The 17,635-nt window shown below is 56.5% G+C and carries 10 protein-coding genes and 1 pseudogene; all 11 read left to right on the top strand.

Going from position 1 to position 17,635, the window contains the following annotated elements:
• The first annotated feature begins 132 nt into the window (after nucleotides 1-132).
• The 11 genes and pseudogenes from bamA to FJD38_RS19930 all read left to right on the top strand — a co-directional run bounded on the left by bamA (nucleotide 133) and on the right by FJD38_RS19930 (nucleotide 17,628).
• A complete protein-coding gene (bamA, locus tag FJD38_RS19980; RefSeq protein ID WP_146387085.1) occupies nucleotides 133-2,499 on the top strand; it encodes an outer membrane protein assembly factor BamA in 2,367 nt (788 codons plus the stop codon).
• Nucleotides 2,500-2,963: 464 nt separating this feature from the next.
• Nucleotides 2,964-4,103, top strand: a complete 1,140-nt coding sequence (wecB, locus tag FJD38_RS19975) for a non-hydrolyzing UDP-N-acetylglucosamine 2-epimerase (protein ID WP_122786115.1) — start codon at nucleotides 2,964-2,966, stop codon at nucleotides 4,101-4,103.
• A 467-nt stretch (nucleotides 4,104-4,570) separates the two neighbouring features.
• The gene (locus tag FJD38_RS19970; RefSeq protein WP_146387083.1) at nucleotides 4,571-6,769 is read left to right on the top strand and encodes a hypothetical protein; all 2,199 of its coding nucleotides are present in this window, start codon (nucleotides 4,571-4,573) and stop codon (nucleotides 6,767-6,769) included.
• Nucleotides 6,770-6,800: 31 nt separating this feature from the next.
• A pseudogene (locus FJD38_RS19965) lies at nucleotides 6,801-8,447 on the top strand (glycosyl transferase family protein); the annotation flags it as partial.
• Between the two features lie 56 nt (nucleotides 8,448-8,503).
• Nucleotides 8,504-11,302 (top strand): NfrA family protein, encoded by a 2,799-nt coding sequence (locus tag FJD38_RS19960; RefSeq protein ID WP_146387079.1) that lies wholly within the window; start codon nucleotides 8,504-8,506, stop codon nucleotides 11,300-11,302.
• A 25-nt stretch (nucleotides 11,303-11,327) separates the two neighbouring features.
• Nucleotides 11,328-12,323 (top strand): alginate O-acetyltransferase AlgX-related protein, encoded by a 996-nt coding sequence (locus FJD38_RS19955; RefSeq protein ID WP_122786119.1) that lies wholly within the window; start codon nucleotides 11,328-11,330, stop codon nucleotides 12,321-12,323.
• Between the two features lie 3 nt (nucleotides 12,324-12,326).
• Nucleotides 12,327-13,442, top strand: coding sequence for an alginate O-acetyltransferase AlgX-related protein (locus tag FJD38_RS19950; protein WP_199751021.1), 1,116 nt, complete (start codon nucleotides 12,327-12,329; stop codon nucleotides 13,440-13,442).
• Complete coding sequence (locus FJD38_RS19945) at nucleotides 13,432-15,012, top strand: MBOAT family O-acyltransferase (RefSeq protein ID WP_122786120.1); 1,581 nt, start codon at nucleotides 13,432-13,434, stop codon at nucleotides 15,010-15,012. The genes FJD38_RS19950 and FJD38_RS19945 overlap by 11 nt, the downstream gene beginning before the upstream one ends.
• Nucleotides 15,013-15,037: 25 nt before the next feature.
• Nucleotides 15,038-15,460, top strand: a complete 423-nt coding sequence (locus tag FJD38_RS24685) for an acyl carrier protein (RefSeq protein ID WP_208727532.1) — start codon at nucleotides 15,038-15,040, stop codon at nucleotides 15,458-15,460.
• Nucleotides 15,461-15,496: 36 nt separating this feature from the next.
• Complete coding sequence (locus FJD38_RS19935) at nucleotides 15,497-16,969, top strand: AMP-binding protein (RefSeq protein WP_146387077.1); 1,473 nt, start codon at nucleotides 15,497-15,499, stop codon at nucleotides 16,967-16,969.
• Nucleotides 16,966-17,628: an alginate O-acetyltransferase AlgF gene (locus FJD38_RS19930; RefSeq protein ID WP_146387075.1), complete on the top strand. Its 663-nt coding sequence runs from the start codon at nucleotides 16,966-16,968 to the stop codon at nucleotides 17,626-17,628. Before FJD38_RS19935 ends, FJD38_RS19930 begins: the two co-directional genes overlap by 4 nt.
• Nucleotides 17,629-17,635 lie beyond the last annotated feature (7 nt).

Below are 17,635 nucleotides of genomic sequence, written 5' to 3'. Positions count from 1 at the left end.
TAACCGCACCATACGCCCCGAACTTTTATGCTTGACCTTCACCAGCCTGCTTGCATGGCCGCCTGCCGCCTTTTAAGGGCTGCCGACGCCCGCTTGCGCTGCTTGTCGATGTGTCCTGGATAAACGATCTAAATGAATTTTCCGCGCCTGCTCTGCTCGGTTGCACTGTTGCTCAATGCCACCCTTGCCCACGCTCAAGTCTTCAAGATTGCCGATATTCGCATCAACGGCCTGCAGCGGGTGTCTGCGGGCAGTGTGTTCGGTGCCTTGCCGCTGAACGTTGGTGAACAAGCCGATGATCAGCGTCTGGTGGAGTCCACGCGTGCCTTGTTCAAGACGGGCTTCTTTCAGGACATTCAATTGGGGCGCGACGGCGACGTACTGGTGATTACGGTGGTCGAACGCCCCTCTGTGGCCAGTATCGACATTGAGGGCAACAAGGCCATATCCACCGAAGACTTGATGAAGGGCCTCAAGCAGTCGGGCCTGGCCGAAGGCGAAGTGTTCCAGCAGGCCACGCTCGAAGGTGTACGCAATGAACTGCTGCGCCAATATGTGGCTCAGGGGCGTTACAGCGCTTCGGTGGACACGCAAGTGGTGGCTCAGCCGCGTAACCGTGTCGGGCTGAAGATAAAGATCGACGAAGGAGAAGTGGCGGCCATCAAGCACATCAACGTGGTTGGCAATACGGTCTTTGATCAGTCCGAACTGGATGATCAATTCACCCTTAAAACCACTAACTGGCTGTCTTTCTTCAAAAACGACGACAAGTACGCCCGTGAAAAACTCTCCGGTGATCTGGAACGGCTGCGCTCCTACTACCTGGATCGTGGCTATATCAATATGGAAATCGTCTCGACGCAGGTCTCGATCACGCCGGACAAGAAACAGGTGTATATCACCGTCAATATTAATGAAGGCGATAAATACACGGTGGGTAAGGTGTCACTGCGTGGCGATCTGAAAGTACCGGAAGAACAGATCAACGCTTTGTTGCTGGTGAAAGAAGGCCAGGTGTTTTCGCGCAAGTTGATGACCACTACGTCCGAATTGATCACCCGTCGGCTGGGTAACGAGGGCTATACCTTTGCCAACGTCAACGCGGTGCCGACCGCCAATGACAAGGATCATACCGTCGATATGGTGTTTGTCGTCGACCCGGCCAAACGGGCCTATACCAACCGCATCAACTTTCGCGGCAACACCAAGACCGAAGACCAGGTGCTGCGCCGTGAGATGCGTCAAATGGAAGGCGGCTGGGCGTCGACGTATTTAATCGACCAATCCAAGACACGTCTCGAACGCCTGGGCTACTTCAAAGAGGTCAATGTTGAAACGCCGGCCGTAGCCGGTGTGGACGACCAGGTGGATGTGAACTACAGCGTCGAAGAACAGGCCTCAGGATCGATCACCGCCAGTGTCGGTTTTGCCCAAAGCGCCGGTTTGATACTCGGCGGCTCTATTACCCAGAACAACTTTCTGGGGACGGGCGACACCGCCAGCCTTGGCCTGACGCGCTCGGAATATCAAAGCAAATACAACATCGGTTTTACCGACCCCTACTTCACCAAAGATGGCGTGAGCCTGGGGTACAACGCGTTCTATAACAAAACTGATTACAACGACTATTACGATGATGGCGTGTCGTACTACTCGATCAACAGCTATGGCGCCGGTGCCACAGTGGGTTACCCGATCAATGAAACTTCACGGCTGAGTTTCGGCCTGACTGTGCAGCACGATACGATCGAACCCGGCACTTACAGCGCCGATGAGATCTATGACTTTATCGAACGTCAGGGTGAGCAATTCACCAACTTCAAAGCCAACCTCGGCTGGTCTGAGTCGACCCTGAACAAAGGCATTTTGGCGACTCGCGGGCACTCACAAAACCTCAATCTGATGGTGACACTGCCGGGCAGCGATCTGAGTTTTTACAAGATCGACTACAGCGCACAGACCTTTTTGCCGGTCAGTGCCTCGACCTCGCTGCGCCTGCACACCAAGCTGGGGTACGGCAACAGCTACGGTTCGACGGACGGTTTGCCTTTTTATGAAAACTACACGGCCGGCGGTGAAGGCTCTGTGCGCGGCTTTGAAAGCGGCACCCTTGGCCCACGCAATACGCCGGCCACCGGCACTTACTCAAGCGCGGGTCAGGAATACTACTCCGACCGCGACACAGAAGCGCTGGGCGGTAACATCATGATTACCGGCGGCGTGGAATACCTGTTTCCGATGCCCTTTATCAAGGACAACAAAGCCCTGCGTACCTCGCTGTTCTGGGACGTGGGCAGTGTGTATTCGAGCAAGTGCTACCTGAGTACCACGACCGGATGTGATGGCATTGACCTCAGCCAGATGGCCAGTTCGGTGGGTGTCGGCGTGACCTGGTACAGCCCGATGGGACCACTGAGCGTGAACCTGGCGCTGCCGGTGAAAAAACCAGAGGATGCTGAAACCCAAGTGTTCCAGTTTTCGTTGGGACAAACGTTCTAAGTCGACCCTGCAGACGCTGCATGCCCGCTTTGCCCTGCGGGACTGCGCCTGTGTGGCAGGCTTGCCGTGAATGATCGGGCGTTTAATACAGCACCGTTTATCAAAACTTTCCTGACCTTTTATAACAATTTCCATCGTATTGAATGGTGTCGAAACCTTAAAAACCGTAGCCGCCGAGTCCGGCCACGGGGGTAATGCGTGGCGAAAAAAAACTCACTCCCGCGACAACATCCGTAAAAACCCTTATGAATCTTATGCCTACGCACTAGTCTGAATAGAATGCAGTTAAGTCACAAGAGACAGGAACACTCTTTGCACACTATAAAAATTAACTTTGATCGCTCAATCAATTAACTCAACTGAATGGTTTTACCAAGATTCATATTCAGTCAAAGGGCTAGCGCCTCATCAGGAACGTATCATAATGTGTGTAAAAGCCATGAATCAGTCAGGAATACTGAGATATGAGAGTTTTGTCGTTGTTTGGTACTCGCCCTGAAGGCATTAAAATGGCTCCCCTCGTGCATGCACTTGCGCGGGTCGAGGGTATTGAAAGCATTGTCTGCACGACCGGCCAACATCGGCACATGCTCGACCAAGTGTTACAACTCTTTGATATCAATGCTGATCACGACCTAGACGTGATGCTGCCGGGGCAAACATTGAATGGCTTGTTTGCACGGCTTATGACCCGCGTCGATGCTTTGCTCGAAGAGGTAAAACCAGACTGCGTACTGGTTCACGGTGACACCTCGACAGCCACCGCCTGCAGCCTGGCTGCATTCCATCGCCGTATCGCAATCGGCCACGTAGAAGCGGGCTTGCGTACCGGTGACCTGACTCAGCCGTTTCCCGAAGAAATGAACCGACGCGTCGTCGATGTCATGGGTAAATGGCTCTTCGCCCCAACGCTCACTTCTCGAGCAAATTTGCTGCAAGAGAATCTTCACGGGCAAATCTACGTCACCGGTAACACCGTCATCGACTCGCTTGAAATGACCTTGAGCAAAATCGATCACACGCCCGAACTCAAAGCCACACTTGCCGCTCGTTATTCATGGATAGACCCGACGCGTCGCCTGATTTTGGTCACAGGCCATCGCCGCGAGAATTTTGGCGACGGCTTTTTGCAAATTTGCGAAGCGCTGGCCATGATCGGCCGGCGTGAAGATGTACAGATCGTCTACCCCGTGCACTTGAATCCTCAGGTGCGCGACGTGGTATTACCCCGCCTCTCGGATATGGCCAATATCCACCTCATTGAACCCGTGGATTATCTGGACTTTGTGTGGCTCATGCGCAGCAGTTACCTGATTCTCACCGACTCGGGCGGTGTTCAGGAAGAAGCCCCGCACTTGGGTAAACCTGTGCTGGTGATGCGCGAAACCACTGAACGGCCGGAAGCATTGATGGCTGGCACGGTCACATTGGTGGGCACACAACCATTGCGCATCGTCAGCGCCGTGAAGGCTTTTCTGGATGATCCCGATCATTATCAACGGGTGGCACGCAGTGTTAACCCGTATGGCGACGGGCATGCCAGCGAACGAATCATTGCCGCGCTGACCGGGCGTGAATTCCACGCATTCAACCCGCCCTGCTAAATGCCACTCCTGCACCTTAAATACGTATGAATATTTGCGCGGTAGCGTAGTCAGACGCATTGAACAGTGTCTGCTGGAGCTAAAAAACTTAGTCAGCCATTGACTCGGAATTTTAGCGTCAAAAAAAAGGCTAACGGCTCATGCCTGATACATAAATATAAATTCTATTCAGAATATTGACAGCTAAGATTGAGACACCACACTCTCATAACACCTTTACAGGATGGATCCAAAGCGTAAACAAGGAGACTCACTAGGTGATTACCAGACAGACAGTAACGTCCTTTTTTGTTTGAACTCATGTCGGGTCAAGTCAATGACTTTTCGGTCAGCCTTTACCTGAAACTGGGTACCGTCAATGAGTTCTTGTATGGCGACTGTGCTCTGTTATTGCCCTGGCACTCTTTAGTCAGGACTTCTCGGCGCAGTTGTAACTTCTAACTTTTAGATGTGGCCGAAAAATACGCATGAATAATTTCAAGAAATCCCGGCAATACTTGACTGTAATCACCCAGGTTGTGCTTGTCACACCTTTGGCCATTCCTCTTTACGCCATGGCCTCGCCTGGCAGCGAAGCCCTGCATGCCCTGACACAAAATGATTGGGTCGAGCGAAGCATTTCTCTGGCGGATGTCGGCATCACCAACCCGGTCGTGCTGCAAAATGCCGATAACGTGCAGTCTTTCTATTTGCCTGTGCCCAAGGGTGTGATGCTGGACAAAGCATCGATCAACATACAGGGCGACTTTATCAAGGGTGAAGAGCCGCCTGCGGCCCTGACTATATCGGTGGATAGCCGCCCGGTGTATGCCCAGAAAAAGACTGAGCACGAAGGGACACTCAATGAGGTGCTGCCCGTTGAGGCGCGCCGTCGAGACGAGGGTTGGGTCGATTTCACCCTTAACTGGAGTTCACCTACCGGCCAGAAAATCTGCGATCCGACTCAACAGAGCGCAAACATTCTTACGGTGTTGCCCGAAACCGCTCTGACGTATCGCTATTCACTCAAATCGCTGACCTCTCTGGCTGATGCCTGGCGCACCCTGCCGGCAAAACCGGTGATCATGATTGCATCGGGCAAGCTCGATCAGCAGAGCTTCGACAGTGCGTGGCGCTTGGGCGTCAACCTTGAGCGTGCAGCTAAACGTGCGCAGATTCACACCTTTCCGGCCGTGGGTGATGTGGTTTCACTGGACGCCGTGAACGTGCCTGGCGCACTGGCCAATGTGGCACCGTTCTCAGCCCTCACGGGCAAAGGTCAACATACCCTGGGCAATGCCGCTGAAATAGGCGCATTGCTGGTGCTCGGTGCGCCGGCAACCCAAGCTGATCTGGCAATCGCTGACACGGCGTTGGTCGGACAAATAAATGCCGCACTGGATGCACTGCAAGCACAACTGCAAACCGACAGCGATGCCGCTAAAGAGCTGCAGCAATGGCGCGCCAGCCACGCCACGCTCAGCCAGAAAGTGCCGGGCAGCCAGCAAATCCAGCTCGCCAATCTGGGCTACAAGAATGTCATCAGCGTGGCACCGGATGCCGGTGCCAAGGCGGGCGGTCTGTTCGAGTCGCAATGGCGTGAAGTGCTGGTCTCCCCTCAAGCCACCATCACTCAACTGTCCGACCACAGCATGGGGCCTAATCAAACCGTACGTATCGCCAGACTGGGTGGCTCGACCAGCGCGTTTGATGTGGTCAGTCGTGGCGACTGGACAGCCGTGTTCCCGCTGAGTGCCGTCGCCGTTGATGGCCGGATGCCTGGCGAAGTGGTCATTGACGTGTCGGCGGCTCCGGGTGCCTCAAGCACTCGCCCTGTCGCCACCGTACTGTGGAACGATACGCTGTTGGGCGCCAAGCAATTGAACGCCGATGGTGAGCCTGAACAAATAGTCGCACGTGTACCTGGCTATGCCCTGGGTGTCACAAACGTCCTGAAAGTTCGCTTCCAGCGTCAGCCGGTATCACCGAACTGCTTCGAAATCCCTCAGGGTTACCCGGTCAACGTGCTGCCGACGAGCTTTTTACGCACCTCCAATGCCGAGCCTGATGGCACTTTCGTAGGGCTGTTGCCGCTGCTGGCCGGTCCGGCTCAGGTCATCGCACCTAAAGACGCGCTGGATCACCCTGCCGAGTCTTTGCGCCAGATCATTCGTTTGTCCAGCGCTGCCTCGATTTCGCCCCTGAACGCCGAGCTGGTATTGGCCGACAGCGGCCAGTCGTTCAAACCCACCAAACCGTTCCTGTCCGTGGGTGTTCCTTTAGACGGCGCCAAACCGCTGATCGAAGTCAAAGACGGCAAAAGCCTGCAAGCCACCAATGGCGACACGACTACGCTCGATCTGACAGGCCCGCAACCTCTGAGCGCAGCTTCGGTGGCGCAATCCAACAATCAGCAAGGTGTGATCTGGTACCCGCTGGGCGACGCTGCATTGACCACACCCGGCCCGTTTGTGCTCAATCGTGGCAACGCTGTGGTGCTGGGCAAAGAAGGTCCGCTCACCTGGGTTGACACTTCCGATCCTGAGTTGAGCCAGGCTCTGCGCCTCAATGAGTCGCCGATGCACCAGTGGCGTAAATATCTGTCATGGGGGCTGCCGCTCCTGGGTGGGTTTCTGGTCTTGATGGTCGTCCTGGCAATGCTGGCACGTCGTCACAAAAAGAACTAAATCCATTACCTTATAAAAGCGGGAGCAGTCCATGTCGTCGCTCTACTGGCCCTATCTGTTGGCTGACTACTATCACTACCTAGAGATTGCGACAGTGGTGGTCGGCATCCTGATCATGCTGTCCAGCATTGATGACCTGTTCATCGATGCCTGGTATTGGGTACGACGTGTCTACCGTGCGCTTACGATCAATAAGCGCTTCAAAGGCAAAAAACTCACGGCAGAGCAACTGCGGGCCAAACCTGAGCAACCCCTGGCGATCATGATTCCGGCGTGGCTGGAATATGACGTGATTGCCCCCATGCTCGAAAACATGGTCGGCACACTGGAGTACCAAAATTACTCCATCTTCGTCGGCACTTACTGCAACGACGCACGAACCATTGATGAAGTGGAGCGTATGCGTCGGCGCTATAAACAACTGATTCGCGTTGAAGTGCCCCACGATGGCCCCACCTGCAAGGCAGACTGCCTGAACTGGATTATCCAAGCCATTTTCAAACACGATGAACACCAGCCTGTTCCCTATGCCGGTGTCATCCTGCACGACAGTGAAGATGTGCTCCATCAACTGGAACTGCACTACTTCAACTACCTGCTGCCGCGCATCGACTTTATTCAGCTGCCGGTCTCCTCCCTTGAGCGCGAGTGGTATGAGCTGGTCGCCGGGACCTACATGGATGAGTTTGCCGAATGGCATACCAAGGATCTGGTCGTGCGCGAAAGCTTGTCCAGCCAAGTGCCGTCCGCGGGGGTAGGTACCTGTTTCTCCCGTCGCTCCTTGCTGGAGCTGTCAGCAGAAACCAATAACCAACCGTTCAACACCGACACCCTGACCGAAGACTACGACATCGGTGCGCGGTTGGCCCGACGGGGCATGAAGCAGATTTTCGGCACCTTCCCAGTCGACTACATCGCTAAACGCAATTCCTGGTTCGGGTTAGGCCCGGTGAAAATGGTGCCGGTGCGCATGCCGTTGGGCATACGCGAGTATTTCCCTGACACGTTTCGCACCGCCTACCGTCAGAAAGCCCGGTGGACGCTGGGCATCGGCTTGCAAGGCTGGAGCCAGGTGGGCTGGGCCGGTTCGCTGATCGACAAATACTTGCTCTATCGAGACCGTAAAGGACTGGTGACGTCGTTTATCGCCATCATTGCTTATGTGCTGCTGGCTCAGTTTTTACTGATCATCCTGATCACCTCGATGGGTTGGTGGACCACCTACTTCCCGTCGGCACTGAGCCCCAGCAGCGGACTGCTTCAACTAATGTGGATCAACAGCATCCTTCTGGGCTTGCGGGTTGTGCAACGAGTGTACTTCGTCGGCAACCTCTATGGCTGGGAACACGCTGTGCTGTCAGTTCCCCGAATGATCATCGGCAATCTCATCAATGCCATGGCCGCCGCACGGGCCTGGCGCCAGTATCTGGGCTACCTGATCACCGGCAAGCGTCTGGTGTGGGATAAGACCATGCATGACTTCCCGTCTGGCGATCAGCTCATCCAGCAACGTCAGCGCCTGGGTGATCTGTTGGTGTCATGGCGTGCTATCGACTCCACCAAACTGGAGCATGCGCTGACGCTGCAAGAGAAAGAACATCGCCCCTTGGGTGAAATCCTGCTGGAGCTTGGCTATCTCGATCAGGACACCCTGGATGAAGCGATCTCGTTCCAGAACACTAACAATGACGACTCCCAGGCCTCGGGCCCCACTGCGCAAAAAGTTGAGCTGACATGATCCCTCATTCCCGTTTGCTATTACTCACCGCAGCTTTGTTCTGTGGCACTGGCCTACTGGCACCGACAGTAATGGCGGCGGCTAATGAAGCGCCGCTCGAAGGCGCCGCCTGGCAGCAGGCGGACATGGCCTACAAGAGCTATCAGTCAGGTCGCTACCGTGATGCGCTAAAGCAGGTCAACGTCGCCTTGCAACTACGGCCTGATGTGGTGCGTCTTAACTTGCTGAAAATCTATACCCTGCAAAAGTTGGGGCGTCTTGGCGAGGCGCGCCAATTCGGAGAAGCGGCCATCAAACGCGGAGTTAATGACCCGGCGTTGCGCAACACCGTGAAGAACTTGCAACAACCGGCCAATGCAGGCGGCGCGGGCAAAGGGACTTCAGCGGCCTACAACAAAGGTTTCCCGTTGGCCACCAAAGGCTATACCGCCTACAACGCCGGGGACATGCCTGCCGCCGAACAATACGGTGAGCAAGCCTTCCGGGCCGACACCAGCCAAGGGCCTTGGGCGTTGCTCTGGCTTGATGCGCTCCAGGCTCAGGAAAAATGGCCCGAAGCCGTTCAGGCGGCCGACCAGATCATTGCCTTGAACCCACCGAACAAGTCCGATGTTGAAGCGCGTCGCGCCACGCTCAAGCGCAGCTTGGCGGTACGGCCGACTCAGCAGGCCTATCAAGCCCTGATTACCAATAAACCCGCCGAAGCGGCCAAATTGGCTCGTGAAGCCGTGGATCTGGCTCCGGACGTCACCAGCCAGCGTCTGTTGCTGGTAACCGCCCTGCTGCAAAGCAATCAGTACGCCGAAGCAGAGCAGGCGGCTGACGAGGGCCTGCAACTGAACGACGAAAACACCGTGATGCTGGTGATGCGCGCCTACGTCCGGCAACTTCAAGGTAAAACCGATGCCGCCCGTGGTGACTTTGACACCGCCATCGCTCAGGACTGGCTCGACGATGATCAACGCCGCAACGTGCGCCTGATCGCGATTGATGGCGCGCTGGCAGCGGGCGACACCGCCCGTGCCGAACAACTGCTGGCGGCGCTGGATGCCACTGATGAAGCGACCATCAAGCGCCGCAACCAGCTTGAGGAAGGCAAAAAGCCGCCTGCTCGATTGACCACCGCGCTGTACCCGGCACCCGCGCAGTCCTGCACCGACACCCCCTATGGCACCCAGTGCGAACTCCTGCCGTCTGACTCAGTGACCGGCCCGCAAGGCCCTGCCACTGAAGCCTACGCGGCGTATGGTCGCCAGGATTACCAGGAAGCGATCAAGCAATCGCGACTGGCCATCGAGCAAGACCCCAACAATGCCGATTACCAGCGCTTGCTGACCACCTCGCTGGCCTCGGGCAATGCGGCGCAGACTGCCGAGGCTGAACAGCGACTGTCGCGTCAGCTGGCGGTGACGCCAAACGATGCTGACCTGTTGATCCAGCGCGGTTATGTGCGCCAAATGAGCCGTCAGCCCGCCCTCGCCCTGCAAGACTTTCGTGCAGCGCAAGCCACTGGCAATGCCCCGCCCACGGTCATCCTCAATCAGGCCTACGCTCAAGCGGCGCTCGGTGACAGTCCGGGGGCGGTCAAGCAGCTCAAAAAAGCTATCGACATGGCGGATGCCCACCAGCTCGAAATGGATGATGAACAACGCTACAACACCCGCGGTGCAATTGCCGGGCTCGACCGTGAGTGGGGCGCAACATCCTCGCTGGGCTTTCGCGGCGCGCAACCGACTACCAACACTACCGGCGCGGGGTTGAGCACCGCGGGCGACTCGGTGTTCAGCACTAATGAACTGTACTGGCGGCCGACGCAATTCAATGATCAGAACGGCATGCTTGAAGTCTACGGCCGCCTGACCAACACCTTGTATGACGAAGGCAGCAAGTTCCGCTCCGATGGTTTTATCGATCCGTGCAGCGGTGCCAGCAACCCCGTCAATGGTAACGATACCAACAGCTCAAGTTCGGTCACCGGTTTCCCAAGCACCATTGGATCCTTAGGTGTTCGCTACATGTTGGCCAACACCGGGCTGACCTTTGGTCTGGAGCGCAGGTTCTTCCTGGGCTCGGCGACCCGTCAAGGCAACGCCTACCCGGCAGACAGTAATGACCAGTGCGCCATACAAAATGCCGTAAGCGACCCTTACGCCAGCCGCCAAGGCGTCAGAGGCATGATGACCCGCTATCAACTAGACAGCGATGCGGGGGGCTGGCTGTCCTACATCACGTACGGTTTTTACAAAGGCACCGAGCTGCGCCGAAACGAAAACAGCTGGTTCACCATGGATGGCTATGCCCAGTTGGGTTACGCCTGGGAAGACAACGACGCCACTTTTACCGCATATGACACGGATGCGGCTGGCAACCGGTCACGGGAACTGGCCAAGACTGATGGGCAACTCAAGCGTAAGCAGCTGTTCGCCAGCTCCGAAGTGCGTGTCGGCCGCAGTTATATCTTCGATGCGTTAGGCCCCAATGTGGTGGTCTTTCCGCATTTAGTCGGCGCCGTTGACTGGATCTGGCAGAAAGATCAGGCGACTGGCCTGGACTTTGGCAATAACCCATTAATCAATTTGAGCAACGTCAGCAGCAACTGGAACCTGACCAACGACTCAACCTCGTGGTCAATGGGCGTCGGCCCCGGTATTGCCGTGCGCTATTGGTTCCGCGAAGACCATTACAACGCTCCGCGCTCGTCCTTGAACTGGTCGATGCAGTACCGCTACCCCATTGGCGGCGGCGCAACCGAACGGGCCAAAGGTCTATTCATGAACCTCACTTTTTCTTATTAACCCAGCCAGCAAAGGATGCTAACCCATGTCACTCTCATCTCGGCTAACCCATACATTCAAGCGCTTGGGCACACCGCTGCTGGGCGCCACTCTGGTGCTGTCAATGAGCGCCGCTCAGGCTGATGATTCAACATTGGTCATTCGCGGCAGCGATGGCTGGCTATTCCCCGGCTGGGGCAGTCTGACGGAGGTGGATGCCAAAGGTATCGACAACTCAACAGCGTTGATCAAAGAAGCCCGTGACGCGTTGAACGCAAAAAATATCAAGCTGCAAGTGATCGTGCTGCCTGACAAGACCTTGTTCTATCAGGACAAGCTGCCGGCCGATAAAAAACTCAGCGCAGACGTCAAACAGCGTTACCAATTGATCATGAGCAAACTCAAAGGCGCAGGCATCTCAACGTTTGATGACTTCGCACTGCTCAATCAATTGAGAAACTCGGGCACAGACGTGTTTTACCGTACCGATCAGCACTGGACCCAGCCTGCGGCAGATGCCACCGCCGTGGCCAGTGCCGAATTGATCAAACGTGAAGTGCCTAACCTCGCAGGCAGCCCGGGCACCGGTATGGTGTTGGGCAAAGAGCTGAAGGAACGTCGCTTTGGCGACCTCGCCGAACGCTTTTTGACACCTGATCAGCAAAAGCAAACGGGTCGCGACACCTTTGTGGTCCGTCGCCAGGAAGCCGCTGCGGGCCTTCTTGACTCAACACCGGCACCGGTTCACGTGACCGGTCATAGCATGGTCCAACCTTACTTTGGCTTTCCGCAAAAGCTGTCCAATAGCCTTGACCGGCCTGTGTCAGTGAACTGGAAACCGGGCAACGTGGGCCCGTGGATCATGTTGCTGGAGTATCTGGAATCTGCCGACTTCAAGAAAAACCCGCCTCAAGTGCTGGTCTGGCAGATGTTTGAACCCAGCTACTCCTATGGCCCGCAAGCTACCGGTTTCTGGGACAACGCCTCAAACATGAGCGACAGCGCCTGGCGTCAACGCTTGCATGGCGCACTGGGACGTTAATCGATGGCCAATGAGCAGTTACCGGTCTCGCATCGCCGAAGTGGCGTCGCACTCATCGCCCTGCTGACAGTCGGGTTTGGAGTCGGCGTCTGGATGCTGTACCACGCCAAATTGGAGCCGGGGCAACTCAAACCTTCGGCCTGGGTCGATGGTTCGGCAGGCCAGGTATTGGGCCGCGTCATGAAATTTCCGCTGCAGGACGAGGCCGATACCATCACCTCCGCCGTACGCTATCGAGTGCTGGGCGACTTGGGCAGCCAAGTGGTTCAAGGGTGCCCGCAATGGCTGTATTACCGCGACGGCTTGCGCCCGCAAGCGGGTGTCACCGACGCGTATGAAGCACGTGTTCGGCTCATGCGGCACTGGATCAGCGACTTGAACCGTCAAGGCCTCAAAGTGCTGGTGGTGACCGTGCCCGACAAGTCGCGCATCCAGACCGAAGGCCTGTGCGGGCTGGAGCAAAGCCCGGTGATGCAAGCGCGCCTGCAACAGTGGCAGGACCTTCTGCAACAAGACGGCGTGCCCTATGCCGACCTGTATCCCGCGCTGGCGCAAGGCGAAGAACCGCGTTTTTTCCACACTGACGTGCATATGACAGCCGTCGGGGCGCAAGCCGCAGCCGAAGTGGTGGCCAAACAGGCGCTGCCCTTGCTGGGCAGCAAGGGCACCCAGACGTTTAAGGTATCCCCGCCAAGCCCTGCCGTTCCACGCATGGGTGACCTGATCACCCTGGCGGGCCTTGAGCATGCGGCGCCTGATTGGCGCCCACCCCTGGACAATGCCAGCCCGGTCAGCATCGAACCGGTGCGCAGCGGTGGCCTTCTGGACGAAACACCCGAAGTGCAAGTGCTGCTGGTGGGCAGCTCAAACGGGCGACGCAGTGAGTTTGGCGAACGTCTGAGCCAGCAGCTGGGCCAGCAAATCTGGAACCAAAGCATGGACGGCGGCCAATTCAGCGGCGCGTTACTGGCCTCCCTCAAAAAACGAGAGGCCTGGCCTGCCAGCCTTAAGCTGGTCATTTGGGAGTTTTCCGAAATGGCCCTTTCCCTGCCGCTAAGCGCCGAAGAACGCGCCGTGCTGGCCACTCTGCCAGCGCAACGGGACGACCATGCTCTTTAACTCATATCTGTTTTTATTCCTCTTTCTACCCGTCACGCTGACCGCCCACTACCTGTTCAGCGCCATCAGCCCGCGCCTGGCTGCTGTGTGGTTGTGCATCACCTCGCTGGTGTTCTATGGCTGGTGGAACCCGCAATTCGTGATGTTGCTGATGGGGTCGATCGCCTTCAACTACATCGTCAGCCTGTGCATTCTCAGCAGCGCAAACCGGCCGCGACTGCAACTGGGGGTTACCACCTTTGGCGTGGCCACCAACATCGCATTGCTCTTCCACTACAAATACTTCGTAACCCTGGTGAACTTCGCCGGTGAGTTGGGCTTTGGCAGCGGGCGCATGGACGACATCATCCTGCCGCTGGGCATTTCATTTTTCACCTTTACTCAGATCGGCTTCTTGCTGGACTGCCGGGGCGGCATCGTCAAGGAGCGCAGCCTGCTCAGCTATGTGCTGTTCGTGACGTTTTTCCCGCACTTGATTGCCGGCCCCATCCTTCATCACAAAGAGATGATGCCGCAGTTCGCCAAGCGTGAAACGTACCGCTTCCGCTTCGAGAACCTCAGCATTGGCGGCATGCTGTTTGTGATCGGCCTGGCCAAGAAGGTGCTGCTGGCCGACCCCATTGCGGGCTACGCTGACGCAGGCTTCGCGCAACCAGGCGAGTTGCAGTTCTGGTCAGCCTGGGGCACTGGGCTGGCCTATGCGCTGCAACTGTACTTCGACTTCTCCGGCTACTCGGACATGGCGCTGGGGCTGGCCAAGATGTTCGGCATCCGCTTCCCGCTCAACTTCAACTCGCCTTACAAGGCCAGCAGCATCATTGATTTCTGGGCGCGCTGGCACATGACACTCACTCGCTACCTGACGGCCTATCTGTACTATCCAATGGCCATGATGGTGTCGCGTTTTCGCAGCAAGCACAATTTGCCGGTGGGCATAGAAGGCGTCTCAACATTAGGCGGCTTTTTCTCGACCATTGTGTGGCCTACCGCTTTCACCATGGGACTGGCTGGCATCTGGCATGGCGCAGGACTGCAATATGTGATTTTCGGGATGCTCCATGCCTTCTATCTGTCAGTCAATCATGCCTGGCGAATCTATGTGATCGGTCGTACTCCAGTAGCCGAACGCACGAGCAACTGGTTCAAAAAAGCGGGTTATGTGCTACTGACGTTTGCCATGGTCATCATCGCCCAAGCCTTCTTCCGCGCTGAAAATACGCAAGAGGCTGTGCACCTGGTTCAAGGTATGCTCGGGGTCCGCGGCTTCGACAGTTTGCCCCTTGTGCAGTACCCGGCAAATGTTGAGTGGGCGGACGCATGGCGTCTGTTTATAGGCCGTCATCTGGAAGCGTTTCATGTGCTGGCCTTGCTCTTCATCGTCTGGTGCTTACCCAACTCTCATCAAATCATGGGCACCTATTCACCGGCACTCTATAAACCGCATCCAGCCAGTCTGGCATTCCTGCGCTGGCAACCTACATTCAAATGGCTCGTGATTATGGCGCTGCTGCTAGTGCTTTGCCTGATGAATCTGCATAAAGAAGCGCGCTTCCTGTACTTCCAGTTTTAACCACTTACCAACGGAGCAACACGTCATGGCTAATAAAGGATTCTTTGAAAAATTACGCGAGATTTTTTTCGGCCAACCGAGCAAACCCGTCGCGCCACCGAAGCCTGTTGAGGCGGTAAAACCCACGCCAAAACCGCAAGAAGAGATCAAGCCAGTACCTGGTAAGCCAGTGGAAACTGCGCCCGTCACTCAAACCGAGACACCCCTCATTAAGGAACTGGAACAGATTACCTTCAACGTTATCCAGAAACATGTAGAACCAGGCGATTTACTGGTTGAGTCCGGGCTCGTCGACTCCTTGAACGCAGTGGACATCGTGCTGGCCGTGCAACATAAATATGGCTGCAAAATTCCACCGACTGAAATCGAAGAGCATCTCGAATCGCTTGAAAGCTTGGCCGACTTTGTCAATAAGAACCGGACAAAAAACGTTACCGCTACCGCTTAACAGCTACGGCGTTTTGTACACATTGGGGGGCTCTGTATGTACTTTGACTTTGATCGTTGTGAATTTGCCGACCTGGATCACTTCGTTGACAGGCCTGCCTTGAGCGGTGCCGAGCGCCAAATCAGCTGGGCTCAACTTTCCGAGGCAACGCAGACCTGGCAGACGCGGGCCACAGCGGCTGGGGTAAAACCCGGATATGCGCTGGTGATCTCGGGGCATAAACAGATCGAATTCGTAGTCGCCATGCTCGGCTGCTTGCGCATGGGCGTGACCTACGTGCCCGTCGACAGTATCAACCCGCCGGAGCGCCTCAAGCGCATCATCGACCGTGTGGCGGCTGTGAAATGCTACAACGCAGCCCTGAACCGCTTCGAAGACGGGGCCGCTGAACCCTTGCCATTGGCAGAGCCGGGGCTGGCGTACATCATGTTCACCTCGGGCAGCACCGGCGAACCCAAGGGCGTGCAAATCGGCCGTGACAGCGTCGCGCTATTTGCCGGCTGGATCCGCGAGTGCCTGGCACTGGGCCCGCATCCGGTGTTTATGAACCAGATGCTGTTCAGCTTCGACTTTTCACTGTTCGACCTGTGTGGCGCGCTGGCCTTGGGCGGGTCATGCGTCCTTTGCCCGCGGGAAACCATTGCCGATCCTGTGGCCTTCGTGCGTTATCTGGCCGATAACGGTGTGCAAGTGTGGGCCTCAACACCGGCCTTTGTACGTCAACAGTTCCTCAACGACGACTTCAATGAGGCCCATTTGCCTCAATTGAAGGCGTTTGTATTTGGTGCCGAGTCACTGTCACCGGCTATGGCCGAGCAACTGTGGGCACGCTTCCCAAGCGCGCGAATCATCAACTCATACGGCCCGACTGAAGCCACCTGCTCCACCACGTGGGTGGAAATTGAAAGGCCTCTCTCGGGCGCGCGCAACCCTTTGCCCATCGGCCGCGCCAAACCCTATGCCGAGGTGTTTCTCAACGACGGTGAGATCTGTGTCGCCGGCGATCACGTCATGCGTGGCTACTTTGGCCGCCCTGACCTGACCGAGCAAAGCCTGTTCCTGCACAACGGCAAACGTGCCTACCGCACGGGTGATATGGGTGAAATCGATGACCACGGGCTGGTCTACTTTCATGGCCGTCGGGATGATCAGATCAAACTCAATGGCTACCGGATTGAGCTGGGTGAAGTGGACGCTGCGCTGACAGGGCTCAATGGCGTTCATGCAGCCGCCACTGTCGCTCTGCGTCGTCCCGATGGCACGCTGATACGCATGATTGGGTTCGTTTCCACACCCAAGACGCTCGAACCCGGGGTCATTGGACCATTGCCGCAATCATTGAGCGACTGGAAAGAGCAATTGGGCGCACGACTGCCGCCTTATATGATTCCGTCCGAACTGGTGGCGTGCGGACAATTCCCCACCAGCGTGTCCGACAAAGTTGATCGCAAACGGCTTGAAGCCCTGTATCGAGAAGCCAATATGCGCCCCATCAAGGAGAAATCATGAAACCCCTCGCGCTGCGCGTCACCCTTGTGCTGGGCGCCTGCCTGGCTGGCCCGGCAATGGCTGCCGAAGGCGTATTGGCGCAGCTCTATGCGCCCAGCCCGCCCGCAGGCTCGGCCTTTGTGCGGGTGGTCAATCCGTCAGCCGACACTGTCAAGGTGCAAGTCAGCAATGGCACGGAACAAGCCATCGGGCCAGCACAACTGGCCAGCAACTACACCGTGGTCAAGGGCGATCAGAGCTTTGCCGTCAGCCTCAACGGCAAGCCGGCGGGCCAATTGAAAGTCGCACCCGACAGCTTCAACACGCTGGTACAACACAACGGCGAGTTCCAGATTCTGGATGACAGCAACGGTAACGAGGACGCCCTGAAAGCCGAACTGCGCTTTTATAATCTGGCCAGTGACTGCCCCAAAGGCAGCCTGAATGTGGCCGATGGCGGCCCCGTCTTGTTTGCCGATGTTGCCCCCCTGGCCACTGTTGCTCGCGGTATCAACCCAGTCAGTGCATCATTGAGTGCGGGCTGCGGTAACGTCACCTCCGAAAAACTACCGTTGCCTGCCCTCAAGCCCGGCGACCACTACAGCTTATTTTTGACCGGCAGCGCAGCAGCTCCTGTACTGCGCGGCCAACTCGCCATCACCGAAGGTTACGGAAAGTAGGACAACC

Source organism: Pseudomonas saxonica (assembly GCF_007858365.1).
Classification (GTDB): domain Bacteria; phylum Pseudomonadota; class Gammaproteobacteria; order Pseudomonadales; family Pseudomonadaceae; genus Aquipseudomonas; species Aquipseudomonas saxonica.
Note: the sequence above shows the minus strand (reverse complement) of the source record. Positions and strands in the feature narration are given on the sequence as shown.